The organism is Rhodoferax sp. TH121, assembly GCF_002251855.1.
Lineage (GTDB): Bacteria > Pseudomonadota > Gammaproteobacteria > Burkholderiales > Burkholderiaceae_C > Allorhodoferax.
In genome coordinates, this window is sequence record NZ_NOXW01000013.1 from 54,582 (window position 1) to 79,173 (window position 24,592).

Consider the following 24,592-nt stretch of genomic DNA (forward strand, 5'->3'; position numbering starts at 1 on the left):
GTCGGCGAGGGGAGCCCTTGAACAGCCATATTTTGTTGTTGCGCGCCGGCTGCGTGGCTACTGTCGAGAGGTTGCCACTGTCAGCTCGCGCCACGGCCCGCGCCTGCGGTTGTGGATACCTCGGAGATGTCTGTTTGCCAACGCTGGCGGCGGCGCCCGCCAGTGGCTCCGCGCCTGCGTTATTGGCATTCACCACAACCGTCAGCACTGGCCGTAGCGTACCCACCCGTTTGCAACGTTTCCGCTGTAGCACCGTAGCCGAAGTGAAACCACCAAATCGGCTGTTGAAAAGGCTCCCCTCGCCGACGGGGCGAGGGGCTGGGGGAGTGGGTGTTAAAAAAGCTCAGGCAATCAACGGCACCACCGTCATCACCAAGGTCACACTCACCAACGCCACCAGGGTAGAAACGGCAACGCTAGCCGTCACCAAATCCTCCGCCTTCTGGTACCGCTGGGAGAACAAAAACACATTCGCCCCAATCGGCAACGACGCCGCCACCACCAGTACGGTGAGCGACATGCCACGCAGACCACAGACATAACCCACCAGCGCCATCAGTGCAGGGTGCAGCAAGGTCTTGACCGATGAAATGGCCAAAGCCCCCTTGAGGTTGCGGCCAATGGCAGCGTTGGAAAGCGTCACCCCCACCAACACCAGCGCCACCGGACCAAAGGCGTTGCCCAGCAGCTGTAGCGGCCGGTCCACCGCATCGGGCAGGCCCCAGCCGGTCTGGGCATAGAGCAGGCCGGCAATGATGGGCATGGGCACCGGGTGGACCACGGCGTTGCGCACTGCCAGTCCGATGGACTTGAGCGGGTGGCGCGGCGGGGCATCGGCTTGTGCGCTTTGCTCGCGCGCGCTCAGCAACTCCAGCACCACGGTGGCAAAGGTCAGCAGCACCAGCGCATGCAAAGAGATGAGGGTAAAGAGAAGCACCAACGCGTCTTTGCCATAGGCCAGCCCCACCAGGGGAATACCAATCATCACGGTGTTGCTGAAGGTGCCCGACAACGCGATAACAGCGGCGCGGCTGCTGGCGCCCTGCACCAGCAACATGCCAGTGAACAGGGCCGCTGCCACAGCAAAGTAGAGCGAGACGGGGGCAAAGTCCAGGTCCTGCACATGCACGCTGCTCATGGTGCGAAACAGCAGCGCCTGCGTGAGCACCAGGAAGACGAGGTTAGATAAATCGCGCACCGCCTCTTGGCGGATCAGCTTGGCTTTGCCCGTGATGAGGCCCACCACAATCAGCAAGACCACCGGCAACAGGGACGAAACGACCGGGTGGTCCAGGGACAACAAACCGCGCGCCCTTTACTTGACGGCCACGGCGTCGGTGATGCGGTAGTACAGGCCGTAGGGGTCGTCGTTGAGCACGGCAAACTGGCCTTCCACCACCACCACTTCCAGCGAATACTTCACCGGGGTTTTGGTCTTCACCTCCACCATGCTCTCGGGCCCGCCGGGCACGCAAAACGAGCAGGTGAGCGGAACCGAGCTGAGCAGAAAGTGCTTTTGTTTTTCACCGGGCTCCAGCGGCATCATGAAGCCCTGAATGCGCTGGGTTTTTTTGTTGAGCGCCTGCACGTCGGCCGGGAAGACGGGCATCAGGCGGTTCTTTTCGGTCTTGGTCTTGACAGTGGTGAGCACCGACCAGGGCAGCACATCAGCCCGTTCCTTGATGGGCGCAAACGGGCTATTGGGGCTGTGCACACCGGCACCCGTGCCCGCAGGCACCGCGCCCCCAGGGCCCATGGGGGAACTGAGCTGGGCCCCCGCAGCCCCACAGAACTGCGCCAGCACCAGACCGAGACTGAGAACAAGGGGGGAAATGCGCGCGAAGTTCATGGGAGGGTACCTGCAGGGGGAAGGAGGTGTTACGACTAGGGCTGGCTGGAATAGTTCAACGGCACCCAAGTGTACGTGGCACCATCGGCATTGGCCCGCAGGCGCCCTACGCCGGGGAAGGCATTGTGCGCCACACCCACCAGGTAGCCGGCCTGGGCTGCTTGCGCATACAAGGCATTGCGCTGGCGGGCGGCCTGGGCCTGGTCGGAATCAAAGCCGATGGTGACACTGGGGTCTTCAAACTGCACAGCAGCCACGTGCATCAGGTCGCCCCACAGCATGAGGGTCTGGCCCTGGCTCTCCACGTGGTAGACCGTGTGGCCCGGCGTGTGGCCATGCGCGCTGACGGCGCGGATGCCGGGCAGCAACTCGGTGTCGCCCGAGAAGCTGCGCACCTTGCCCTCGGCCAGGTAGGGCTTTAACGCGGTCATGGCGCTCAGGAAGGAAGGCTTGTGCGCATCGGGTGCGGCCTGCATATGGGCGTCGCTGAGCCAGTAATCCAGATCGGCCTGGTCCAGACGCACCACGGCGTTGGGGAAGGCGCGCGCCTGCCCGGCCAGCAAGCCCCCGATGTGGTCGGGGTGCAGGTGGGTGATGTAGACCTCGTCCACCTGCTCCGGCGCGTAACCTGCGGCCCGCAGGTTGGCCTGCAGATGCCCCAGCGTGGGGCCGAAGGCCTGGGCAGCCCCGGTGTCAATTAGCACCAGCTTGCGTCCGGTGTTGACCAAGTAGGCATTGACCGAGGTCTCTAGTTGCTCGCCCAGGTAGCCCTTGTGCAGCGCCTGCTTGAGGCGTTCGGGGCTGCTGCCGACCAGCAGCTGCAGCACGGGCAGCTTGAAGGTGCCGTCGGACACGGCGGTGATCTCAAAATCACCCAACATGAGGCGGTGGTAGCCGGGGGCTTGGGTTTTGACCATCGGGGCTTCGGCCAGCGCAGCGCCGCCCGTGGCCACGGCGAGCCAGAACGCAACAGCCTGCACGGCTTTGGAAGAATGCAACATAGGTTTCCTAGGGTTTACGTCCACAGCGGACTTCCCCATGGTGGGGGGCCGTAGCGGAAAACTCCAATCGAAACCGGCAATGGCTTGTATCACCTTGCCGCATAGACCGCGTGCTCAGTCCACCAACGCTGCTTCACCCTGATGCGCCAAGGCACGCTGCCGAGGCATCCCCATCAGCGCCACGATGCGCTGGCGCAGCCAAGCCAGTGCCGGGTCGCTATCGGTGTGGGCCGACCACACCATGGACACGGACAAAGGCCCTAGGTCCAGCGGTAGAGGGTCCGTCACCAGACCAAACTGGCTGGCAAACATCTGCGCCACCGAACGTGGCACGGTTGCCACCACAGGCGCATGGGCAGCCGTCATCAGCGCGGTCATGCAGTCCGGTACCGCGGCGGTGAGCTGCAGCGCCTGGCCTTCGTGCAACAGCGCGTTGCACATCTGCGCGTGCAGGTCGTGGGTCTGCGCAATGGCGATGTGAGAGGCCTGCAGAAAGTGCGTCCTGTCCAGGCTGCCGCGCCAGGGCATGCGCTGCGGCTGGTAGCAGCACACCATCTCATGGTCCAGCAGGTGCACGGTGCGAAAGCGCCCTTCCTCGGGCGCAAAACAGCCCACGACCAGGTCCACCCGCTGTCGGTCTAGGTCCGCGGCAAACCCTTCCGCCGAGATGCGCTGCGCAATCACCTGCAGCCCGCCGCCGTAACTCAGCAAATCGGCGCTCAGCAGGGGCATGAGCATTTCGCCGCACACCAGCCCCACGCGGAAGGTGCGCTGGGCCTCTTGGGGCACAAAGCGGTCGCTGGTGCGGATCAGCGCTTGCGCCTGCCCCAGCAGTTGCCGGATGTGACCGGCCAGGGCCAGGGCCTTGGCGGTGGGCTGCATGGTGTGGCCAACACGCACAAACAGTTCATCTTCCAGCAGCATGCGCAGCACCGACAGGTTGTGGCTCATGGCCGGCTGCTGGATGCGCAGCCGCGCTGCGGCCTTGGTCACGCTACGGTCCTCCATCAGCGCATCAAACGCCACCAGCAGATTCAGGTCAAACGAGCGCAGGTCGAAGTGGTCAATCGTTTCCATGGCAGGGGCGCCCAGGGTCGCGACGTTCAGTGCTCGTGCTTCATGCCGCAGAACTTGCCGATCGCCAAGCCTTTGCAGGCGGCTTGCAGTTCCTTGTTGCAGACGTCTTCGCCTTTGCCGGACTCGCGGCACTTGGCTGCAGCCTCGTGGGCGGCGGCCATCGCGCGGTGGCGGGCCACGTCCTGTTTGGTTTCTTCTGCGCTTTCTTTTGCTATGGAAAACGTAGCTGCTTGCGCAAGGAATACGAAGGCCAGGAGTGCTTTTTTCATAAATTTCCTTTCAGAGGGTCAACGGGTTTGGAGAAGTTCGAGCACGCTCACGCGGTAAGCCGCGAAGGTGGGTAAGAGCGCAGACAGCAGAGACACGCCCAGCGCCAGTGCGGGCACCACCCACAGGGCCACAGGCCAGACCATGCCCCCGATCAGCAGGGAGTTGTCCAGCGCCAGCATCCAGGCCAGCAGCGCGGCAAAGCCCTGCCCCAGCAGCAGGCCCAGCACGGCGGCCAGCAGGCCCAGCCAGAGCGCCTCGCTCAGCAGCAGGGCGGCTACCTTGCGCGGCGGCGCACCCAGCATGCGCAAGAGCGCCAAGTCCGCCCGGCGCTCACGCACCGCGCTCCACAGCGCGATGAACACACTCAAGCCTGCCGTCAAAAGCAGCACGCCTGCAAAGGCACGCAGCACATCGGTGCCCAGGCCCAACATATGCAGCAGGCGGGTCACCTCCAGCGCGGGCGCGGCGGCCTGCATCTCGGTGCTGGTATTCACATAGCGCGGGAAGCTCAACGCCGCCATGGGGGTCTTGTATTTGACGAGCGCCATCGTGATTTCACGCTCGTCCTCCATCACCTTGCGGTCTTCCTCGTCCACGGCGGTGTAGTCCTCGTGCACCTTCCAGACAGAGGCCGTGTCAGTGAGGATCAGGCGGTCCAGCACACTGCCGCCGGGCGCCAGGATGCCCACCACGGTGTAGGGGTTGTCACCATGCAGGTGGCCACCAGCGCCCAGCCCGTGCGAGCCCACAAAGGTCTGGCCCAGGGTGGCCCCCAACTGGCGCGCGACCGTCGCGCCCAGCACCACCTGCATGGGGGCATCCCACACCTGCCCTTGGGCCAGCTTGGCGGCGTAGTGGTCCAAGTAGGCATGCGAGGTGCCCACAATGCGGTATCCCGCAAAGTTGTCGCCCAGGCTGATGGGAATGAGCTGCGCGACCAAGGGGTTCTGGGCCAGCGCCTTCACCGCGCTCAGGGGCACATTGCCCGGCGGCACATCGATGTGCAGCACGCCCGAGAGGATGAGCTGCATGGGGCTGCCCTTGGCGCCCACGACCACATCGATACCGGCCAGGTCACGGTCAAATGCGCGGGAGAGTTGCACCCCCACCAAAATCAAAAAGGTGATGGACGCCAAGCCCAGACTCAGCAGGAGCAGATTGAGCAGCGCGCCCAAGGGACGGGACCACAGGTAGCGCCAAGCCAGCAACAAGGTATTCATAACGCTACGTTTTTGATAGCTGCTTACGCTGCAAACGCAAGGGCTGGAAGCCGATTTGGCCATTCATTTGAGGGGAAATGAGTGCCGCTACCCGCGCATCGTGCGTGGCAATCACCAAGGTGGCTCCGTGGCTGCGGGCCGTGGCCAGCAGCAGGCCTACGGCGTCAGCGGCAGCCTCATCGTCCAGGCTGGCAGTGGGCTCGTCGGCCAGCAGCACACGCGGCTGTTGCAGCACGGCGCGCGCCAGCGCCACCCGCTGCGCCTGGCCGCCCGAGAGCTGCGCGGGCAAGCGCCGCGCCAGCTCCGCCACGCCCAGCGCGGCCAGGGTGGTGGCAATGGCAGAGGCATCTTCGGGCTGGCCGGCAGCCCACTGCGCCATGGCTAGGTTCTGCTGCACCGTCAGCGCCGCGCTGAGGTGCAATTTTTGAGGAAGAAAGCCGATAGCCCTTGCCCGCCATGCGTCAAGCGCTACTGAATGCAGAGCATCCAGCCGCTGGCCAGCCACCTCTAGCGTGCCCGCCGTGGGCGCGACCAGGCCCGCAATCAAAGCCAGCCAGGTCGATTTGCCGCAGCCTGACGGGCCGCTGAGCAGCAGCACCGTGCCCTGCGCCACCTCCACGTCGGGGAAGTGCAGCACATCACCCGCCTCAGCGCCAGGGTAGCGGTAGGCCAAGCCGCGCGTCTGGATCATGCGGAGGGCCCGGCGGCAGGCTCCACGCTGGCGTGGCCCGTGGCGCAATCCACACACACGCCGCGCACCGCGAAGTCCAAGTGCATGTCCTGGTAACCCAGTGCGCGCAAGGATTCGATGGCGGTTTGTGCCGCTTTTTCCAAGTCTGCCGCGTGCAGGGCGCCGGCCAGCGGGCTGTCGCGGTGGCAGGTTTGGCACTCAAAGTGGGGCGTGGCGTGCACGCTGGCGGGCATGGCCTGGTAGCGGCGCACGCGCTGGCTGTCCACCCGGCACAGCAGCAAGCCCACCTGCGTGAGCCGATCAATCAGGCGGTAGAGGGTGACACGGTCCAACGGCTCGGCGTGGTCACCCGCCAACGACTCCTGCAGCTGCGCATGGGTGTAGCTGGTGTCGGGGTGGGCCAGCAGCCAGCCCAACACGCGGCGTGCGGCCGCCGTGCGACGCAGGCCGTGGGCAGACAGCAACGCGTCGATGGGGTTGTCGCCCTCAAGCACAGGAGTTGCAGATGGGTTGGCAGAAGTCATACGGGGACCTCGAAAAAATGCAATTCAGTTGCACTAAACGATAAATGCAACTGAATTGCGTTAGACTATATCGCAATCAAGTTGCATTATGAGCCATTTCGTAAAACCCTCCGTCCCCCACCGCCCGCGCACCAGCGTGTTGGCCCTGCCAGCTTGGCGCCGTGTGCTGTGGACCCTGCCCGCTCTGGCCCTGCTGTGGCTGGGTGTGTGGTGGGCCAGCCTGGAGGCTGCGCCGATATGAGCCTTTCAGCGCCCTTGGCGCACGGCCCCGCCATCACCCTGCACAACCTGACGGTCAGCTACCGCCGCCACCCGGCGCTGCACCATGTGAGTGGCCACTTTGCGCGCGGCTCTCTCACTGCCGTCATCGGGCCCAATGGCGCAGGCAAGAGCACCCTGCTCAAAAGCCTGGCCGGGCTGCTCCCAGCCGAACCGCACGGGCAGATCACCCACACACCAGGTTTGCGCCTGGCCTATCTGCCGCAGCACAGCGAGCTGGACCGCAGCTTCCCGCTGGATGTGCGCGACTGCGTACTCATGGGCCTGTGGGCGCAAACTGGTGCCTTCGGCAGCGCCACAGCGGCCAAGCTGGCACGGGTAGAGGCTGCGCTTGAAGCCGTGGGCTTGCAAGGCTTTGAGCACCGCCCGGTGGGCACGCTCTCCAGCGGACAGTTACAGCGCACCTTGTTTGCGCGCCTGCTGGTGCAGGACGCCGACATCATCTTGCTGGACGAACCCTTCAACGCGGTGGACAGCAAAACCACCGCCGGCCTGCTCACCCTGGTGCAGCAGTGGCACCGCCAAGGCCGCACCGTCGTAGCTGTGCTGCACGACGACGCGCAAGTGCGGGAACACTTTCCCCAGACCCTGTTGCTGGCGCGCGAATGCATTGCCTGGGGTGACACGGCCGAGGTGCTGACCGAGTCCAACCTGACCCGCGCGCGAAACATGGCGGAAGCCTGGGACGAAACAGCCGCCATCTGCGACATCGACGGGGAAGTCAACGGCTTGGACTTCGACACCCTGCTGGCCCGACGACTGGCCACCACCCCCACCACCGTTTAAGGATGCCCATGGACTTGCTGTTGGGCCCGGTGTGGGAGGCTTTGATTTCCCCTTTTTCAGAATTCGCCTTCATGCGGCGTGCGCTGGTAGCCACGCTGGCGCTGTCGCTCAGTGCTGCGCCCTTGGGCGTTTTCTTGACCTTGCGGCGCATGAGCCTGCTGGGCGACGCCCTCAGCCATGCAGTGCTACCGGGCGTGGCCATCGGTTTTATGGTGAGTGGCTTGTCGCTCACCGCGATGGCGCTGGGTGGCGTGCTGGCGGGCATGCTGGTAGCGGGCATTGCGGGTGCGGTGACCCACTTCACCACCCTGAAAGAAGACGCCAGCTTGGCCGCTATCTACCTAGTCGCCCTGGCCCTGGGAGTGACGCTGATCGCCAGCCACGGCACCCAGCTCGATCTGCTGCACATCCTGTTTGGCAGCGCTTTGGGTGTGGATAGCAGCGGTTTGCGGCTGGTCGCCGGGGTTGCCACGTGCAGTGTGCTGGCGCTGGCAGTGATGTACCGCGGCCTGGTGCTGGAAACCTTTGACCCGGTGTACCTGACGGCCCACCGCCATGGCGTTCCGCCCTGGGTGTGGCAGCAAGGCTTCCTGATGCTGGTGGTGCTCAACCTGGTGGCGGGCTTCCAAACGCTGGGCACGCTCATGGCCGTGGGGCTGATGATGCTGCCCGCCGTAAGTGCACGCCTGTGGCACGACACCTTGCCTGCGCAACTGCTCAACGCCAGTGCCCAAGCCGCCTTGGCCGGAGTGGCCGGGCTGCTGCTGTCCTACCACTTCGACACCCCCTCGGGCCCGACCATCATTGCCTGCGCGGGGGGGCTGTACGCCACCTCCTTGTTGTTGGCGCCCGGTGGCTGGCTACCACGCTGGTGGGCCAGCCCCCACCGGTTGGCCTGATTCACCCCCTGTTTTTTTTCCCCTCCCCCAACGACCATGACCACACTCGACACTTTTTCCCTCCGCACCCTGCCCCGCCGCTTCCTGCTCGCCGGCGCAACCGCCCTGGCCTTGCTAGGCAGCCACGCCTTCGCTGCCGACAAACTGCCGGTGACTGCCAGCTTCAGCATCCTGGGCGACCTGGTGCGTGTGGTGGGTGGCGACCGGGTGACAGTGACCACGCTGGTCGGCCCCAACGAAGATGCCCATGTGTTTGAGGCCAAACCGTCCGATGCCAAAACTCTGCTGGCGTCCAAGCTGGTGGTACTCAATGGCTTGGGCTTTGAGCCTTGGGCGGGCAAGCTGCTCAAGTCATCGGGCTACAAGGGCGACAGTGTCGTCGCCGCCAAGGGCGTGAAGGCACGCCACATGGAAGAAGAGAAAGGCCATGCCGGCCATGCCCATGAAGAAGCCGACCCCCACGCCTGGCAAAACCCCAACAACGTGGCACTGTACGTGCGCAACATTGCGGCCGGTTTGGCCAAAGTGGACGCCGCAGGTGCTGCCACCTACCAGGCCAACGCCGAGACCTATGTGAAAGAGCTGCAGACACTGGACAGCTGGGCCAAAGCGCAGATCGCCACCATTGCGGCGGACAAACGCAAGGTCATCACCTCACACGATGCCTTTGGCTATTTTGCTGCGCAGTACGGCGTGAAGTTTCTGGCGCCCCAGGGCGTGAATACCGAAACCGAGCCCAGCGCCAAACAAGTGGCCCAGCTCATCAAGCAAATCCAGCGTGAAAAAATCCGCGCCGTGTTTGTGGAAAACATGAGCAACCCCAAGCTGATCGCCCAGCTCAGTAAAGACGCCGGCGCCACCCTGGGCGCCAGCCTGTATGCCGACGCCCTGTCTACCGCCGACCAGCCCGGCGCCACCTACTTGCAAATGATGCGCCACAACGTCACGCAGCTGGTAGCCGGCATGAAACTGAACTGACACCTTCCGTACGCTCCTGATTTGCTACGAAATCAGGAGCTGCCTGCGCACTATCCACGGCCTCCATGGCCACTTTGAACCAGCATCACCATGCCACACAACACACGCCTGCCCGTCACCGTACTCTCCGGCTTCCTGGGTGCCGGTAAAACCACGCTGCTCAACCACGTGCTGGCCAACCGAGAAGGCCTGCGGGTGGCGGTGATCGTCAACGACATGAGCGAGGTCAACATCGACGCCTCGCTGGTGGACAAGCATGCCGAGAACGCGGGCGCGGGCATCTCGCGCACCGAAGAAAAGCTGGTGGAAATGAGCAATGGCTGTATCTGCTGCACCCTGCGCGAAGACCTCCTGCTGGAAGTGCGCAAGCTCGCTGCCGAAGGGCGCTTTGACTACCTGCTGATCGAATCCACCGGCATTGGGGAACCCATGCCGGTGGCCGCCACCTTTGACTTCACCAACGAAGACGGTGACTCGCTCAACGACGTGGCCCGCATTGACACCATGGTGACCGTGGTGGATGCGTTCAACCTGCTGCGCGACTACAGCAGCAAAGACCTGCTGGCCCAGCGTGGTGAAACCGCGGGCGAGGACGACAACCGCAGTCTGGCCACGCTGCTGATGGAGCAAATTGAGTTTGCGGACGTCGTGGTGGTCAACAAGATCGACCTGGTGGACGAACAACGGCGTTCCGAGGTTGCCGGTGTCATCAAGGCACTGAATCCGGTGGCAGAGATTGTGTACGCCAACCATGGCGCGGTGCCGCTCGCTTCCATTCTGGGAACCGGCAAGTTCGACCTGGAGCGCGCCAGCGCCATGCCGGGCTGGGCGCATGAGCTCGAAGGCCGCCACACCCCGGAGACGGAGGAATACGGCATCCACAGCTTTGTGCTCCGCAGCCACGAACCGCTGCACCCCCAGCGCTTTGCCGACTTCATGGAAATGCCGTTTGCCGGGCTGCTGCGCGCCAAGGGCTATATCTGGCTGGCCAGCCGCCCGAGCTGGGTGCTGAGCTACTCGCGCGCAGGCAATGTGGCGACCCACGAACCCGTGGGCCAATGGTGGGCCGCTGCACCACGCGAACGCTGGCCCGCCAAGGGCACCCCGGCGCGCGCGGGCATCGAGAAAAACTGGAAAGAGCCTTACGGCGACCGCATCAATGAGGTGGTCTTCATCGGCACTCATATGGACCGCGCCGCCATTGAGCAGGCGTGGAAGGCTATGCATCTGAACTTCACCGAAACCCGCAAGGGCATGAAGGGCTGGGCCGAGTTCAAAGACCCGTTCCCGAGCTGGGAGCGGACGGAAGAACTGGAGTCCCTATGACCTATCCACTGATTCCCGTCACCATCCTCACTGGCTTTTTGGGCAGTGGAAAAACCACGCTGCTCAACTACATCCTGAAGCAATCCCACGGTCACCGCATTGCCGTGATCGAGAACGAGTTTGGGGAAGCGGGCATTGACAACGAACTGCTGGTGCAAGAGCCGGGCGAGCAGATTGTGGAAATGAACAACGGATGCATTTGCTGCACCGTGCGTGGCGACTTGGTTCGCATCCTCGGTGAACTCGCGAGCAAACGGAAGGCGGGCACCATCCGATTCGACCGCGTCGTGATCGAAACCACCGGACTGGCCGACCCGGCGCCAGTGGCTCAGACCTTTTTTGTGGATGAAGACATCGTTCAGAACTACATGCTCGACGCCATCATCACGATGGTGGATGCCAAACACGCGCCGCAGCAACTCGATGAACACCACGAGGCCCAAAAGCAAGTCGGGTTTGCCGACCGCATTCTGCTCACCAAAACGGACTTGGTAGACGCCCAAGACGTAGTGACACTGCGCAGGCGCCTGTCAGGTATCAACCCGCGTGCAAGCATTGCCGAGTCGCACAAAGGCGTCGCTGCCATCGACCAGATCCTGGACATCCGTGGCTTCAACTTGAATGCGATCCTCGACATTGAGCCCGACTTTTTGAATGACGTGGCCCATGAGCATGACGACGACATCAGCTCCTTTGTGTTACGCACCACCCAGCCTATGGACCTGGAGAAGATCGAAGACTTTCTGAGTGCCATCGTGCAAGTGCATGGCGCCAGCCTGATGCGCTACAAGGGCATTCTGAGCATTGCCAACTTCGACAAACGGGTGGTGTTCCAAGGCGTGCACATGCTGATGGGTTCCGATCTGGGCGCGCCCTGGGTTGACGGTGAGGTCCGCGAATCCAAGATGGTGTTCATTGGCAAAAACATGCCTCGCGAGGTTCTGGAAAAAGGCTTGGCGAACAGCGTTGCTACAGCTCCATGAGCGCCCCTCGCAACACACCATGCCCGGCTGCACGCACTGCCATGTATTGACCTGCCGCAGCAAGACTTTCACCTTTCCATTCGCTAATTCATTCCTGCAAACACCATGAAGCACCTCTCTGTGTCCCCCATTCGTCGCGCTGTTTTGATTTCCATGGCTGCCTTGGTTCCTGCCGCCATGGCCCAGACCGCCCCCACGACCAACGCCCGAGTACTCAAAGTCGCCGCCCCGTGGGAAATCGGCAGCCTGGATCCGTCCAAGAACGGTTACATCTTCACCCGCTTGGAAGTTACCGAAACCCTGGTCGACGTGGACGCCAGCGGCCAACTCGGCCCCGGTCTGGCCGTACGCTGGAGCGTCACACCCGATCAAAAAACCTGGCGCTTCGCCCTGCGCTCTGGTGCCATGTTCCACGACGGCAGTGCCGTCACACCTGAGGCCGTGGTGCGTAGCCTGGAGCGTGCAATGGCACAGCCCGGCGTTCTCAAGAGCACACCTATCCAGCGGATCAGCGTGAACCAGGGCGAGGTGCAAATCGAACTCAAGCAAGCCTTTACGGCGCTGCCTGCTTTTTTGGCCCACAACAACACCCAGGTGCTCGCGCCTTCTTCATTTGCAGCGGACGGAAGCGTGCAATCGGTCGTGGGCTCCGGTCCCTACAAGATCGTGCGTGTCAATGCGCCACAAAAGCTGGAGAGCGCCCTTTTTGAGGGCTGGAAGGGTCAGCGCCCTGCCGTGGAGCGGGTGGAGTACCTGGCGTCCGGTCGTGGCGAGACGCGCGGCATGCTGGCGGAGAGCGGCCAGGCCGATCTGGTGTTCACACACGACGCGGTGGCCTTTGAGCGCCTCCAGCGCAACCCGAAATTGCAGTTCCACACCTTGCCCATTCCGCGCACGCTCTACCTCAAGGTCAATGCGGCCCACCCACTTCTCAAGGACCTGAAGGTGCGCGAAGCCATGAGCATGGCCATTGACCGCCCCGGTATCGCCAAGGCCATCCTGCGCGAGCCCAAGGCCGCTGCGACCCAGCTCTTCACGCCCGGCCTGGCCGAATGGCATGTGCCAGGCTTGCAGCCGCTTCGCCGAGACCTGAGCCAAGCGCGCCGCCTGCTGCAAGAAGCCGGTTGGCTAGCCGGACCAGACGGCATGTTGCGCAAGGACGGGCGCCCTTTCAAACTGACGCTGCGCACCTTCTCTGACCGGCCCGAACTACCGCCCATGGCCACCGCCATCCAGGCCCAACTGCGCGAGGTGGGCATGGACGTGGCGGTGTCCATCGTCAACGCGAGTGACATTCCGGCAGGCCACCAGGATGGCACGCTGGAACTGGCGCTGGTGGCACGTAACTATTCCCTGGTTCCGGACCCGATCGGTACCCTGTTGCAGGACTTTGGCCCCAAGGGCGGCGACTGGGGTGCCATGGGCTGGCACAGCGCGCAAGTCGCCAGCGCCCTGGAGAGCCTGAGCACCACGAATGACCCGGCTCGTCGCTCGCGTCTGCGGGGCGCCCTCTCCACGGTGTTGCAAGCAGAGCTGCCGGTGATCCCGGTGGCCTGGTACCAGCACACCGCCACCAGCAGCAGGCGGCTGGGCAAAGTCACCATCGATCCGCTGGAGCGCAGCTACCGCATCAGCCAATTCACTTGGGAGAAATAAGTATGGGCTGGACATTGGCAGCCCGCCAAGGCATCCGTTTGCTAGGCCAAGGCGCCTTGGTGGCGGGGGCCGTGGGGGCCCTGAGTTTTGTGATGACGCGGGCACTTCCCGGCGATGCTGCCTACCGCATTGCTGCAGGCCGCTACGGCTACGACATGGTGGACACGGCCGCGGCAGAAGCCGTGCGCGCAGAGCTGGGCCTGGACCAGCCGGCCTGGCAACAACTGCTGCTTTGGCTGGGCGATTTGCTGCAATTTCGGTTGGGTACGTCCATGGTGTCAGGCGACCCAGTCGCCGATGAAATCGCCCACCAGTTGGGGCACACCCTCCAACTGTCGCTGGTGGCGTGGTTGCTGGCCATTGTGTTGGGGCTGTTGCTGGGCGGCTGGTCCGCCTTGCGCAGCGCGCACTGGAGTGCACGCTGGATTCAACCTCTATGTACGGTGCTGCGGGCGAGCCCGGCCTTTATCGTGGGCGTGGTGCTTATGTTGGCCTTGGGCGTGCATCTGGATTGGCTGCCAGTGGCGGGCCATGGCGATATATCCCATCTTGTGTTGCCTGCCTTGGCGCTGGCGCTCACGCTGGTGCCGGGCATTACCCAGGTGGTGGGCCAGCAGTTGCAGCAGGTGCTGGCGTCCGATGCCTTTGAATTCGCCCAGACCAAGGGCATGCCATTGCCCGCCGCGCTATGGCGCCACGCACTGGCGCCTCTGGCGCTGGGCACGTTGGCCTATGCGGGCATGCAGCTGGTGCTGCTGGTCGAAGGTGTGGTGGTAGTGGAGAGCCTGGTAGCCTGGCCCGGCATTGGTCACGCGCTGGTGCACGCCGTTATCTCGCGCGATGTACCCATGATCCAGGGCACTGCACTGGCCATGGGGCTGCTGTTTGTGCTGCTCAACGGGCTCGTGGATACCGCTGTGCAATGGCTGGACCCACGCCTACGTGCGCCCGCCACGGCGAGCGCAAACGGGAGCGCCGCATGAGCGCATTACATCCTGCTGCGATCGTTGACCTGCCAGCACGCCCCATCCTCCAACACTGGGGGTTGGGAGTGCTGGTGGCAGTCTTGCTGCTGGGTCTGGGCAGCGCTTGGCTGGGCCAGAACCCTGCCGTCCAGAACCTGGACCAGACGCTCACCGCCCCCAGTGGGGCCCACTGGCTGGGCACAGACCACCTGGGCCGAGACCTGCTGGCCCGCATGGGCGAAGCGGTGCGGGTGTCTTTCTGGCTGGCGCTGGGCTCTGCGCTGCTGGCGGTCGCGCTGGGCACATTTCTGGGCCTGTGGGCCGCATGGCAGCGTGGTTGGACTGACCGCCTACTGTGCCTGTGGGCCGATGGTGTGGCCGCCATTCCCGGCCTGCTATGGGTGCTGCTGGTGGCCGCGCTGGCGCCTGGCCACAAATGGGCGCTCTACAGCGGGCTGGTGCTTACCGCCTGGGTGGAGTTTTTCCGCCTGGTGCGCAGCCGCGCCAGCCTGACACTGGCAGGCGACGCGGTGCAAGCTGGGCGCTTGCTGGGCTTTGGCACCCCCTACCTGCTGCGCTGGTACGTGCTACCACCGCTGCGAGCGGACCTGCTGCGCCTGTGGAGCTATGCCGTAGCCAACGCGGTGCTCGCAGTGGCCGCATTGGGTTTCGTGGGTGTTGGCCTGCGCCCCCCCACCGCCGAACTGGGCTTGATGATGACCGAAGCCCTGCCCTATTACGACGAAGCGCCTTGGCTGCTGGCCGGCCCGGTGCTGCTGCTGGTGCTGGTGGTCGCCGCCCTGCAATCCGCCACCGGCGCACCCCAGGAGGATCCCGCATGAGTGACACCGTATTGCAGGTCGACGACCTGCGCATTCACCTGAAACCCGGCCAGCACGCGCCCCAGGGCCGCACCTTGTTGGAGGCTTGCAGCTTTGCCCTGCAAGCCGGCGAGCGGCTCACCCTGGTGGGCGAATCCGGCGCGGGCAAGTCACTGTTGGCGCAAGCCATCATGGGAACCTTGCCTGCGGCCTTGCAGGCCAGCGGCTCTATCTGCATTGGAGGTGTGGGTACCCATGGCCAGCGCACCCTGACGCAGCCGCTGTGGGGACGCACGGTGATGATGTTGCCGCAAGAACCCTGGTCGGCACTCAGCCCGCTGATGCGCATGCAGAACCAGGTGGCCGAAGCCGCCCGCTTTGCACGTAACCTGCCATGGCAGCAGGCACAAGAAGCCGCAGGCCAGCGCTTGCAAACGCTGGGTTTGGGCCACGCTGCACAGCAATGGCTGCACCAAATATCGGGTGGCATGGCCCAACGGGTGGGGGTGGCCTGTGCCAGCGTCGCGCAAGCCCAGCTCTTGATTGCAGACGAGCCCACCAAAGGTTTGGACCCCGGCGCTTGCCAGCAGGTGGCACAACTGCTGATGGCAGCCCAGACCGAAAGGCAGGCCCTGCTCACCATCACTCACGACCTGGACCTGGCCTTGCAGTTGGGCGGACAAATTGCCGTGTTGCGCCAGGGGCGCATCGTGGAGCAAGGTCCGGCACCGCAGGTGCTACAGGACCCGCAACACGCCTACACCCGGGAGCTGGTGGCTGCGCAGCCGCGACATTGGCCCGCCTACCCGTTTCCAGTCAGGACCGATGCCCCAACTTTGTTGCAAGCCAAGGGATTGAGCAAGCGTTTTGGCGCCCGGACCGTCTTTGAGCGGCTGGACCTGGCGCTGCGTGCAGGCGAGGTGGTCGCCATCAGTGGACCCAGCGGCTGCGGCAAAACGACGCTGGGCAATGTACTCCTGGGCATTGCACAGGCCGATGCCGGGCAGGTGCAACGTCCCGCGGAGGTGCCGGCCTGGAAGTTCCAGAAGCTCTACCAAGACCCGCCAGCAGCGTTTTCGCCGTTCCGCACTCTGGGCCAGGCGCTGGAGGATGTGCGCCAGCGCCACCGTCTGCACGCCCTGCCCGTCGCCGACCAGACCCGCTGGATGCAGGCGCTGGGACTGGATGCGGGCTTGCTGGCCCGGCTGCCACACGCAGTCTCGGGCGGTGAATTGCAGCGTTTTGCCTTGCTGCGCCTGATGTTGTTGCAGCCCGCCTTCTTCTTTGCGGACGAACCGACCTCCCGCCTGGACCCCATCACCCAGCGCAACACCATGCAGGTCTTGTGCGAAGGTGCAGCACAGTCGGGTTGCAGCGTGCTGCTGGTCAGCCACGATGCGGATCTGGCACGCACCAGCAGCCAGCGGCACATTGCCATGTCTTTGCATTAGCCATCTTTTTTGCTATACATCCAGTAGCTGCTGACGCAGCTGCTGCGGGCGTTGGAGTCAACAGAGGCACAATAGCGTGCAACTGGAGAATGCGCATGAAACGCGATGATGAACCCAAGCTGTGGGTCACTGTACTGAAGTTGGCCGTGGGCCTGGCGATCTTGATTGGCGGCGTAGGCCTGGCCCTGAACTATGCCGAAAAACACCAAGAGGAAATGCCCAAGCCCGCGCCCAAGTCCAACTGGGGCATCTTCAGCGACTCGCCGATTCGGCGCTGAAGGGTTTCTTCTCTGGCCTACTTCTGCAGGCGCGCAAATGTCTTGCGGAATTTGGCCACCTTGGGGGCGGCCACGGCCATGCAGTAGCCCTGATGCGGGTTGCGTTCAAAAAAATCCTGGTGGTAGGCCTCGGCGGGCCAGTAGTTGTTCACCGGCAGTACTTCGGTGACGATGGGTCGGCTGTAAACCCCACTGGCAGCCATCTCGGCAATCACTTCCTTGGCCACGGCTTCTTGCTCAGGCGTCGAGACATAGATGCCACTGCGGTATTGGGTGCCGACGTCGTTACCCTGACGGTTCAGTGTCGTGGGGTCGTGGATTACAAAGAAAATTTCCAACACCTCCCGTGTGCTTATCTGCGTCGGGTCATAGACCAGCTTCACCACCTCGTTGTGGCCCGTGGTGCCGGTGCACACATCCTCGTAACTGGGCTGCACCACCTGGCCATTGCTGTAGCCAGACTCCACGTCCACAACACCCTTCACCTGGACATACACCGCCTCGGTGCACCAAAAGCAACCGCCGCCCAAGGTTATGGTTTGCAGAGAAAGGGACATGGGGAACTCCGTAGGATGGGGAAAGTCATTGGTCGGAACCGGCGCACGCATCTTACGCAAAAGGCTCTTGGCGATTGACACTGCGGTGCCCCACGGCTACATTAATAACCAATCAGTCAGTAATTTATGCAGTGCCCCATCGACCTCCTCGCCAGCAATGTGCGCGCCAAACGTGAGCGCCGCAAGGACGCGCGCCCCGGCGAACTGCTAGCCGCAGCACTGGAGCTGTTTGTGGAGAAGGGGTTTGCCGCCACCCGGGCTGAAGAAGTGGCCAAACGCGCAGGCGTGTCCAAAGGCACTTTGTTCCTGTATTTCTCCAGCAAGGAAGAACTCTTCAAGGCCGTGGTGCGCGAGAACATCTCGGGCCGTTTTGACGAGTGGAGCCAGGAGCTGGACGCCTACGAAGGCAGCAGCGCTGAGTTGCTACGCTACTGCATCACCGTGTGGTGGGAGCGCGTGGGGTCCACCCAGGCGGCGGGCATCTCCAAGCTCATGATGAGTGAGGCCGGCAACTTTCCCGAGCTGGCTGCCTTCTACCAAGCAGAGGTCATTGCGCCGGGCAATGCACTGATCCAGCGGGTGCTGCAACGTGGCATCGACAGTGGCGAATTCCGCCCCGTGGATTTGAACTACGGCGCCTATCTGGTCATGGCGCCCATCCTGTTTCTGGCTATTTCCAAACAGTCGCTGGGCACGTGCATGCCCCCCGGCGTTGTGTTTGACCCTTTGGCCTACATCCAATCCCAGGTGGACAACATGCTGATCGGCTTGGCCGTACGCCCGTCCACCAGCCCCTTGCAAGTGAGCTAACCTCCCATGAAACCCTGGATCAAATGGACTGCGGGCGCATTGGCATTGGCGCTGGTCGCCACGGTGTCCGTGCGTGCCTTGTCGGCACGCAAGACGCAACAACAGGCACTGGCCAGCCAACAAGCCGCCAGCAAAGTGCAGGTAGCCATCGAACTGGGGCCCCAGGATGTGGTGCTGGTGCAAAACCTGGACCTGGCACAAGGCTTGGCCATCTCAGGGCCGCTCAAGGCAGTCAATTCGGCCTTTGTGAAAGCCCGGGTGGCCGGGGAGTTACAGGGTCTGACTGTGCGTGAAGGCGACGTGGTGAAAGCCGGCCAGGTGATTGTCCGCGTGGACTCCACCGAGTCCCAGGCCCGGGTGCGCCAAGCCCAGCAACAAGCCGAAGCCGCACGGGCGCAAGTCGACATTGCCAAACGCAGCTTTGAAAACAACCGCTCCCTGGTCGAGCAGGGTTTTATCTCCACAACCGCATTGGAATCCTCCGCGGCCAATTTGGCGGCAGCGGAAGCGAGCTACCGGGCTGCGCAGGCGGGTGCGGATGTGGCCAGCAAATCGCTGGAGGATACGGTGTTGCGTGCCCCCATCAGTGGCCAGGTGGCGCAACGCCTGGCCCAGCCTGGTGAACGTGTGGCGGTGGATGCCCGCATCATCGAAATAGTGGACCTGAGCCGCCTGGAGCTGGAAGCGAGCCTGAGCGCGACCGACTCCCTGCAGGTGCGCGTGGGCCAAACTGCCCAGCTCACCGTGGAAGGGTCAGCGACTACCATCGCCGCCAAGGTCAGCCGGGTGAACCCCAGCGCCGTGGCGGGTAGCCGCGCTGTACTGGCCTACCTGGCGCTGGAACCCCATGCCTCGCTGCGCCAAGGCCTGTTTGCCCAAGGCCAGCTGAACCTGGGCAGCACGCGCGCGCTCGGCTTGCCCTTGTCTGCGGTACGCACCGACAAACCACAGCCCTATGTGCAAACCGTGCAAGCCGGCGTGGTGCAACACCAAACGGTGGACGTGGTGGCGCGGGGTGAGGCAGAAGGCAAAACCTTTGCTGCCATTCAGGGTGTGCCCGAAGGCACCCAGGTGCTTAGCGGCACCCTCGGCCCTGTGCGGGCGGGTACGGCCGTCAAGGCAGCTGCGGCCAAAGGCGGCAACTGATGTGGTTCACCCGCGTTAGCCTGCAAAACCCCGTCTTTGCCACCATGGTCATGCTGGCCCTGGTGGTGCTGGGTCTGTTCTCGCTGCAGCGCCTGCAGGTGGACCAGTTCCCGAACATCGATTTCCCGGTGGTGGTGGTGATCGCCGACTACCCCGGTGCCTCCCCTGAGATCGTGGAGAGTGAAGTCTCCAAAAAAATCGAAGAGGGTGTGAACTCGATTGCGGGCATCAATGCCCTGACCTCGCGCAGCTACGAGGGACAGAGTGTGGTGGTGATCGAATTTGGACTGCACGTGGATGGCCGCAAGGCGGCCGAGGACGTACGCGAGAAGGTGGCGTCCATCAAGCCGAATCTGCGCACCGAAGTGAAAGAGCCGCGCGTGCTGCGCTTCGACCCGGCGGCGCGTGCCATCTGGTCGGTTGCGGTGTTACCCGATGCGGCGGTTGGCGCCAAAACGCCCTCCGCCGTGGAGTTGACCAACTGGGCCGAACAAACTTTCAAGAAGCGCTTGGAGAATGTGCGTGGCGTGGGCTCGGTAACCGTGGTGGGCGGCACCAAGCGCGAGATCAATGTCTATTTGAACCCTCAAGCGCTGGAGTCGTTTGGCATCACACCTGACCAGGTGGTGAGTGCGGTGCGCAACGAGAACCAGGACCTGCCCGTAGGTGCCATCCGATCGGCCGAACAGGAGCGTGTGATCCAGATCGAGGCGCGCATGCAGCGCCCCGAAGACTTCGGCAAGATCATCGTGGCGCGCAAGAACGGCGCCCCGGTGCGTGTGGACCAGGTGGCCCGCGTGGCCGATGGCGCACAGGAAGTGGAAAGCCTGGCGCTCTACAACGGCCAACGCACCCTCATGCTCACGGTGCAGAAGTCGCAAGACGAAAACACCATCGCCGTGGTCGATGGCCTGATCAAGACCCTGGCCGAGATGCAAAAGCAGGTGCCTCCTGGTGTGAGGCTGGAGCCCATCAACGATGGCTCCCGCCAGATCCGCGTGTCGGTGGACAACGTGCGACGCACCCTGATCGAAGGCGCGGTGCTCACGGTGCTCATCGTCTTCCTGTTCCTGAACTCCTGGCGCTCCACCGTCATCACGGGCCTCACGCTGCCCATCGCGCTGATTGGTACCTTCCTGTTCATGCACTGGTTTGGCTTCACCATCAACATGATCACACTGATGGCGCTCTCGCTGTGCGTGGGTCTGCTCATTGACGATGCGATTGTGGTGCGCGAAAACATCGTGCGGCACGTGCAAATGGGCAAAGGTGCATTCCAAGCCTCGCTGGACGGCACACAGGAAATTGGCCTGGCGGTACTGGCCACTACCCTGTCCATCGTGGCGGTGTTTCTGCCCATTGGTTTTATGGGCGGCATCATCGGCAAGTTTTTCCACGAGTTCGGCATCACCATCGTGGCTGCGGTGCTGATCTCGATGTTTGTGAGCTTCACACTCGACCCCATGTTGTCCAGTGTCTGGCACGACCCCAGCATCGACAACCATGGCAAACACGGCCCGCCGGTCACGCTGTATGACAAAACAATTGGCCGCGTCACCCATTGGTTCGACACCGCCACCGAAAGCATGGCCGAGGGCTACCAAGGCATCCTGCGCTGGTCGCTGCAGCACAAGCTGGCCACGGTAGGTCTGGCGCTCGGCATTTTTGTGGGCAGCATTTTCATGGTGCCGCTCTTGGGCACCGAGTTTGTCCCGAAGTCAGACTTCTCGGAAACCACGGTCAACTTCAACACCCCGGTGGGTTCTTCGATCGAGGTCACCGAAGCCAAAGCCAAGCAGGTCGAGGCCATCATCCGTGAGTTTCCCGAGGTGCGCTACACGCTGGCCACCATCAACACCGGCAACGCGCAGGGCAAAATTTACGCCAGCATTTACATCCGCTTGGTGGACCGCAAGGACCGCCAACTCAGTGTGGACGCCATGTCCGTCAAGCTGCGGGAACGCCTGCGCCAAGTGCCCGGCATCACGGTCACCCACGCAGGCCTCATGGATGCGGTGGGCGGGCAAAAACAAATCCTGTTCTCCATCCAGGGGGCGGACACCGGCGAACTCGAGCGCCTGACCACCTTGGCGCTGGAGAAGGTACGCGATATTCCCGGCTTGGTGGATCTGGATTCCAGCGTCAAGCCCAACAAGCCCACGCTGGACGTCCAAATCAAGCGCGATGTGGCCTCGGACGTGGGCCTGTCGGTCGCGCAAATCGGGACCTCGCTGCGCACCCTGGTCGCGGGCCAAACCGTCGGCAACTGGCGCGCGCCAGATGACCAAACCTACGACGTCAATGTCCGCCTGGCGCCCACTGCGCGCAACAGCGCCAGCGACCTGAGCCAACTGCCGTTTACCGTAGGCAGCAATGCCGATGGCAGCCCCCGCATCGTGCGCCTAAACCAGGTGGCCGAGGTGGTGGAATCCACCGGCGCCAACCAGATCAACCGGCGCGACCTGACCCGCGAGGTGTCCATCACCGCCAACGTCTCGGGCCGCTCGGCGGGGGAGGTGTCGGCCGACATCAAGACCGCCATGGACTCCATCGCCATGCCTGCCGGTTACAGCTACAAGTTCAGCGGCTCCACCAAAGACATGGCCGAGGCCTTTGGCTACGCCATCTCGGCCCTGGTGTTGGCCATAGTGTTCATCTACATGATCCTGGCCAGCCAGTTCAAGAGCTTTTTGCAGCCGCTGGCGCTGATGACCGCACTGCCGCTCACCCTCATCGGGGTCGTGTTGGCACTGATGACGTTTGGCTCCACCCTGTCCATGTTTTCTATCATTGGCGTGGTGATGCTGATGGGCCTAGTGACCAAAAACGCGATTCTGTTGGTGGACTTTGCCATCCGGGCGCGGGAGGACAGCATGGACGCGGACGGCCGCCGCATCCCCGGCCTGGAGCGCTCCGAAGCCCTGTTGCTGGCCGCCAAGGTGCGGCTGCGCCCCATCCTGATGACCACGCTAGCCATGATCTTCGGCATGGTACCGCTGGCCTTTGCGCTGACCGAAGGGTCGGAAATGCGCGCGCCCATGGGGCAGGCGGTGATAGGGGGTGTGATCACCTCCTCGCTGCTGACTCTGGTGGTGGTTCCGGTGGTGTATTGCTACATGGACGATCTGGCGAACTGGGCCAAGCGGAAGTGGGGCGGCCCCGTCACACCTGCCCGGTAAAATTTGCCCATCTATGCCACCCGATTCCCAAGGAGAACTCCCCATGAACTTCGCCCAAGCCCGCTTCAACATGATTGAGCAACAGATCCGTCCATGGAATGTGCTGGACACCGGCGTGCTGGAGCTGCTGAGCACCGTGCCTCGCGAGGAATTTGTGCCCTTGGCACATCGGGCGCTGGCATTTGCCGACCTGGAAATCCCCCTACCCGGCGGTCAATGCATGCTGGCACCGCGCCTGGAAGCGCGCCTGCTCCAGGACCTGGCCCTGCAACCCCACGAATCGGTGCTCGAAATTGGCGCAGGTTCCGGCTTCATGGCCGCACTGCTGTCGCACCGCGCTGCCCAGGTACTGAGCGTGGAACTGCTGCCCGAACTGGTGGAGATGGCCCGCAACAACCTGCAAAAAGCCGGCATCCGCAATGTGACCGTGCGCCAGGACGACGGCGCCAAGCTGAGTGCTGCCCATGGCACGTTTGACGCCATCGTGCTCAGCGGCTCAGTTACCCAGGTGCCACAGGATCTGCTGCAGCGCCTGAACGTGGGCGGCCGACTGATTGCCATCGTGGGCGATGAGCCCCAGATGCGCGCCACCCTGGTCACCCGCACCAGCGCCACCGACTTCCGCACGACCCAGCCCTGGGATGCCAATGCGCCGCGCCTGCAACACTTTGCCGAGCCCTCGCGCTTCCAGTTTTAAGCCACTAGCCACTGAGACACCATGATCGACCAAATCCGCCCCAGCCAACTGGAATCCTGGTTCCAGTCCGTGGACGCCCAGCCCCTGGTGCTGGACGTGCGCGAGCCGCACGAGCTGGCGCTGGCGCGGGTTGAGGAAGACGGTCTGGAAGTATTGGCCATCCCCATGGGGGTCATCCCCGTGCGCCTGGCCGAGCTGGATGCCACCCGCCCCATCGCCTGCCTGTGCCACCACGGCGCGCGCAGCATGCAGGTCGCCATGTTTTTGCAAAACCGCGGCTTCACGCAGATTGCCAATATTGCCGGTGGCATCGATGCCTGGTCCGCCGAACGCAACCCTGGCATTGCGCGCTACTGATTGCACCGCACCCTTACGGCCCCATCCCTTCCGAGCCCCAGAAAGTCCTCCCCCATGCCACGTCTACGAACTCCCATGCGCTTCAAATTGCTGCCCCTGGCCCTGCTGGCCGCTGCCACTTTTGCACCTTCGCTCCACGCCCAAAGCCTGGTCGACCTGTACACCTCCGCCCGCAGCTTTGACGCCAGCTACCAATCCGCCAAGAGCCAGTTCGACGCCACCCTGGCCAAGTCCGCCCAGGCCCGTGCCGCCATCCTGCCCACGGCCAACTTTGCATTGGGTGCGAGCCGCTCCAACCAGGAAGTCTTGCCCCAGCCCGAGCGTTCGTATGGCTCCCAGACTGCTACCATCAGCGCCTCCCAGCCTTTGTACCGCCCGGCCAACTGGGCCAGCTACGAGCAGGGCAACAAGCAAGTGGCGTTGGCCCAGGCCCAGCTGCAAGCCGCTGAGCAAGATTTGATCGTGCGGGTGAGCCAGGCCTACTTTGATGTGCTGGCCTCCACCGATAGCCTGGCCTTTGTGAAGAGCCAGAAGACCGCAGTGGCCGAGCAATTGGCTTCGGCCAAGCGCAACTTTGAGGTGGGTACCTCCACCATCACCGACAGCCGCGAGGCCCAGGCCCGGTACGACTTGGTGATTGCCCAAGAACTGGCGGCCGAGAATGATCTGCGCGTCAAGACTATTGCCCTGAACCAGTTGGTGGGCAAGAGTGATGCAGCGCCCAAGCCTTTGGCCGCCCCGGTGGTGCTGGCCCCATTAGAACCGGCTGATGCCGAAGCCTGGGTGCAGCAG

Annotated in this window: 26 protein-coding genes; 17 read left to right on the top strand and 9 right to left on the bottom strand. The window is 63.4% G+C overall.

Translation table 11 applies throughout. The annotated features are described in order from the left end of the window. Positions 1–343: 343 nt before the first annotated feature. From CHU94_RS01080 to CHU94_RS01115, 8 genes are all read right to left on the bottom strand, one after another. Positions 344–1,294 carry an AEC family transporter gene (locus CHU94_RS01080; protein ID WP_094475915.1) on the bottom strand — a complete coding sequence of 317 codons (951 nt, stop codon included), beginning with the start codon at positions 1,292–1,294 and terminating at the stop codon, positions 344–346. A 21-nt stretch (positions 1,295–1,315) separates the two neighbouring features. Beyond that, positions 1,316–1,849: a DUF3299 domain-containing protein gene (locus tag CHU94_RS01085; RefSeq protein WP_141211350.1), complete on the bottom strand. Its 534-nt coding sequence runs from the start codon at positions 1,847–1,849 to the stop codon at positions 1,316–1,318. A 35-nt stretch (positions 1,850–1,884) separates the two neighbouring features. After that, the gene (locus CHU94_RS01090) at positions 1,885–2,847 is read right to left on the bottom strand and encodes an MBL fold metallo-hydrolase (protein WP_255033718.1); all 963 of its coding nucleotides are present in this window, start codon (positions 2,845–2,847) and stop codon (positions 1,885–1,887) included. Positions 2,848–2,964: 117 nt separating this feature from the next. Continuing rightward, the gene (locus CHU94_RS01095; protein ID WP_094475859.1) at positions 2,965–3,927 is read right to left on the bottom strand and encodes a LysR family transcriptional regulator; all 963 of its coding nucleotides are present in this window, start codon (positions 3,925–3,927) and stop codon (positions 2,965–2,967) included. Between the two features lie 26 nt (positions 3,928–3,953). Further along, positions 3,954–4,196 carry a hypothetical protein gene (locus CHU94_RS01100; RefSeq protein WP_094475861.1) on the bottom strand — a complete coding sequence of 81 codons (243 nt, stop codon included), beginning with the start codon at positions 4,194–4,196 and terminating at the stop codon, positions 3,954–3,956. Between the two features lie 18 nt (positions 4,197–4,214). Then, entirely contained in the window at positions 4,215–5,417 is a 1,203-nt protein-coding gene (locus CHU94_RS01105; protein ID WP_094475863.1) for an ABC transporter permease, read from the bottom strand. 4 nt (positions 5,418–5,421) lie between these two features. Beyond that, positions 5,422–6,108, bottom strand: a complete 687-nt coding sequence (locus tag CHU94_RS01110) for an ABC transporter ATP-binding protein (protein ID WP_094475865.1) — start codon at positions 6,106–6,108, stop codon at positions 5,422–5,424. After that, positions 6,105–6,632, bottom strand: a complete 528-nt coding sequence (locus tag CHU94_RS01115) for a Fur family transcriptional regulator (protein ID WP_094475867.1) — start codon at positions 6,630–6,632, stop codon at positions 6,105–6,107. Before CHU94_RS01115 ends, CHU94_RS01110 begins: the two co-directional genes overlap by 4 nt. A gap of 88 nt (positions 6,633–6,720) precedes the next feature. On the opposite strand from CHU94_RS01115, the gene CHU94_RS19160 reads away from it, so the two are divergent. From CHU94_RS19160 to CHU94_RS01165, 11 genes are all read left to right on the top strand, one after another. Beyond that, the gene (locus CHU94_RS19160; RefSeq protein ID WP_176451889.1) at positions 6,721–6,873 is read left to right on the top strand and encodes a hypothetical protein; all 153 of its coding nucleotides are present in this window, start codon (positions 6,721–6,723) and stop codon (positions 6,871–6,873) included. Continuing rightward, positions 6,870–7,697: a zinc ABC transporter ATP-binding protein AztA gene (gene aztA / locus CHU94_RS01120; protein WP_094475869.1), complete on the top strand. Its 828-nt coding sequence runs from the start codon at positions 6,870–6,872 to the stop codon at positions 7,695–7,697. The genes CHU94_RS19160 and aztA overlap by 4 nt, the downstream gene beginning before the upstream one ends. 8 nt (positions 7,698–7,705) lie before the next feature. Further along, a complete protein-coding gene (locus tag CHU94_RS01125; protein ID WP_094475919.1) occupies positions 7,706–8,596 on the top strand; it encodes a metal ABC transporter permease in 891 nt (296 codons plus the stop codon). A gap of 36 nt (positions 8,597–8,632) precedes the next feature. Then, on the top strand, positions 8,633–9,574 hold the full coding sequence (locus CHU94_RS01130; RefSeq protein ID WP_094475871.1) for a metal ABC transporter substrate-binding protein: 942 nt from the start codon (positions 8,633–8,635) through the stop codon (positions 9,572–9,574). Positions 9,575–9,664: 90 nt separating this feature from the next. Next, positions 9,665–10,900: a GTP-binding protein gene (locus tag CHU94_RS01135; RefSeq protein WP_094475873.1), complete on the top strand. Its 1,236-nt coding sequence runs from the start codon at positions 9,665–9,667 to the stop codon at positions 10,898–10,900. Further along, positions 10,897–11,883, top strand: coding sequence for a GTP-binding protein (locus CHU94_RS01140; protein WP_094475875.1), 987 nt, complete (start codon positions 10,897–10,899; stop codon positions 11,881–11,883). Before CHU94_RS01135 ends, CHU94_RS01140 begins: the two co-directional genes overlap by 4 nt. A 105-nt stretch (positions 11,884–11,988) precedes the next feature. Further along, positions 11,989–13,539: an ABC transporter substrate-binding protein gene (locus CHU94_RS01145; RefSeq protein WP_094475877.1), complete on the top strand. Its 1,551-nt coding sequence runs from the start codon at positions 11,989–11,991 to the stop codon at positions 13,537–13,539. Between the two features lie 2 nt (positions 13,540–13,541). Next, positions 13,542–14,522 carry an ABC transporter permease gene (locus tag CHU94_RS01150; RefSeq protein ID WP_094475879.1) on the top strand — a complete coding sequence of 327 codons (981 nt, stop codon included), beginning with the start codon at positions 13,542–13,544 and terminating at the stop codon, positions 14,520–14,522. Then, positions 14,519–15,346 carry an ABC transporter permease gene (locus CHU94_RS01155; protein WP_094475921.1) on the top strand — a complete coding sequence of 276 codons (828 nt, stop codon included), beginning with the start codon at positions 14,519–14,521 and terminating at the stop codon, positions 15,344–15,346. The genes CHU94_RS01150 and CHU94_RS01155 overlap by 4 nt, the downstream gene beginning before the upstream one ends. Next, on the top strand, positions 15,343–16,776 hold the full coding sequence (locus tag CHU94_RS01160; protein WP_094475881.1) for an ABC transporter ATP-binding protein: 1,434 nt from the start codon (positions 15,343–15,345) through the stop codon (positions 16,774–16,776). The genes CHU94_RS01155 and CHU94_RS01160 overlap by 4 nt, the downstream gene beginning before the upstream one ends. 95 nt (positions 16,777–16,871) lie before the next feature. After that, entirely contained in the window at positions 16,872–17,054 is a 183-nt protein-coding gene (locus CHU94_RS01165; RefSeq protein WP_141211351.1) for a hypothetical protein, read from the top strand. A gap of 17 nt (positions 17,055–17,071) precedes the next feature. Here the strand turns inward: CHU94_RS01165 and msrA are convergent, their stop codons facing one another. After that, on the bottom strand, positions 17,072–17,611 hold the full coding sequence (msrA, locus tag CHU94_RS01170; protein ID WP_094475885.1) for a peptide-methionine (S)-S-oxide reductase MsrA: 540 nt from the start codon (positions 17,609–17,611) through the stop codon (positions 17,072–17,074). A gap of 126 nt (positions 17,612–17,737) precedes the next feature. On the opposite strand from msrA, the gene CHU94_RS01175 reads away from it, so the two are divergent. The 6 genes from CHU94_RS01175 to CHU94_RS01200 all read left to right on the top strand — a co-directional run. Continuing rightward, on the top strand, positions 17,738–18,421 hold the full coding sequence (locus CHU94_RS01175) for a TetR/AcrR family transcriptional regulator (RefSeq protein WP_094475887.1): 684 nt from the start codon (positions 17,738–17,740) through the stop codon (positions 18,419–18,421). A 6-nt stretch (positions 18,422–18,427) separates the two neighbouring features. Beyond that, positions 18,428–19,567 carry an efflux RND transporter periplasmic adaptor subunit gene (locus tag CHU94_RS01180; protein ID WP_094475889.1) on the top strand — a complete coding sequence of 380 codons (1,140 nt, stop codon included), beginning with the start codon at positions 18,428–18,430 and terminating at the stop codon, positions 19,565–19,567. Further along, positions 19,567–22,746, top strand: a complete 3,180-nt coding sequence (locus tag CHU94_RS01185; protein WP_094475891.1) for an efflux RND transporter permease subunit — start codon at positions 19,567–19,569, stop codon at positions 22,744–22,746. Before CHU94_RS01180 ends, CHU94_RS01185 begins: the two co-directional genes overlap by 1 nt. Positions 22,747–22,789: 43 nt before the next feature. Beyond that, positions 22,790–23,443, top strand: a complete 654-nt coding sequence (locus CHU94_RS01190) for a protein-L-isoaspartate O-methyltransferase (RefSeq protein WP_094475893.1) — start codon at positions 22,790–22,792, stop codon at positions 23,441–23,443. 21 nt (positions 23,444–23,464) lie between these two features. Then, positions 23,465–23,800, top strand: a complete 336-nt coding sequence (locus CHU94_RS01195) for a rhodanese-like domain-containing protein (RefSeq protein ID WP_094475895.1) — start codon at positions 23,465–23,467, stop codon at positions 23,798–23,800. Positions 23,801–23,875: 75 nt separating this feature from the next. Then, the coding region (locus tag CHU94_RS01200; protein WP_255033720.1) for a TolC family protein at positions 23,876–24,592 on the top strand (717 nt) is incomplete at its 3' end.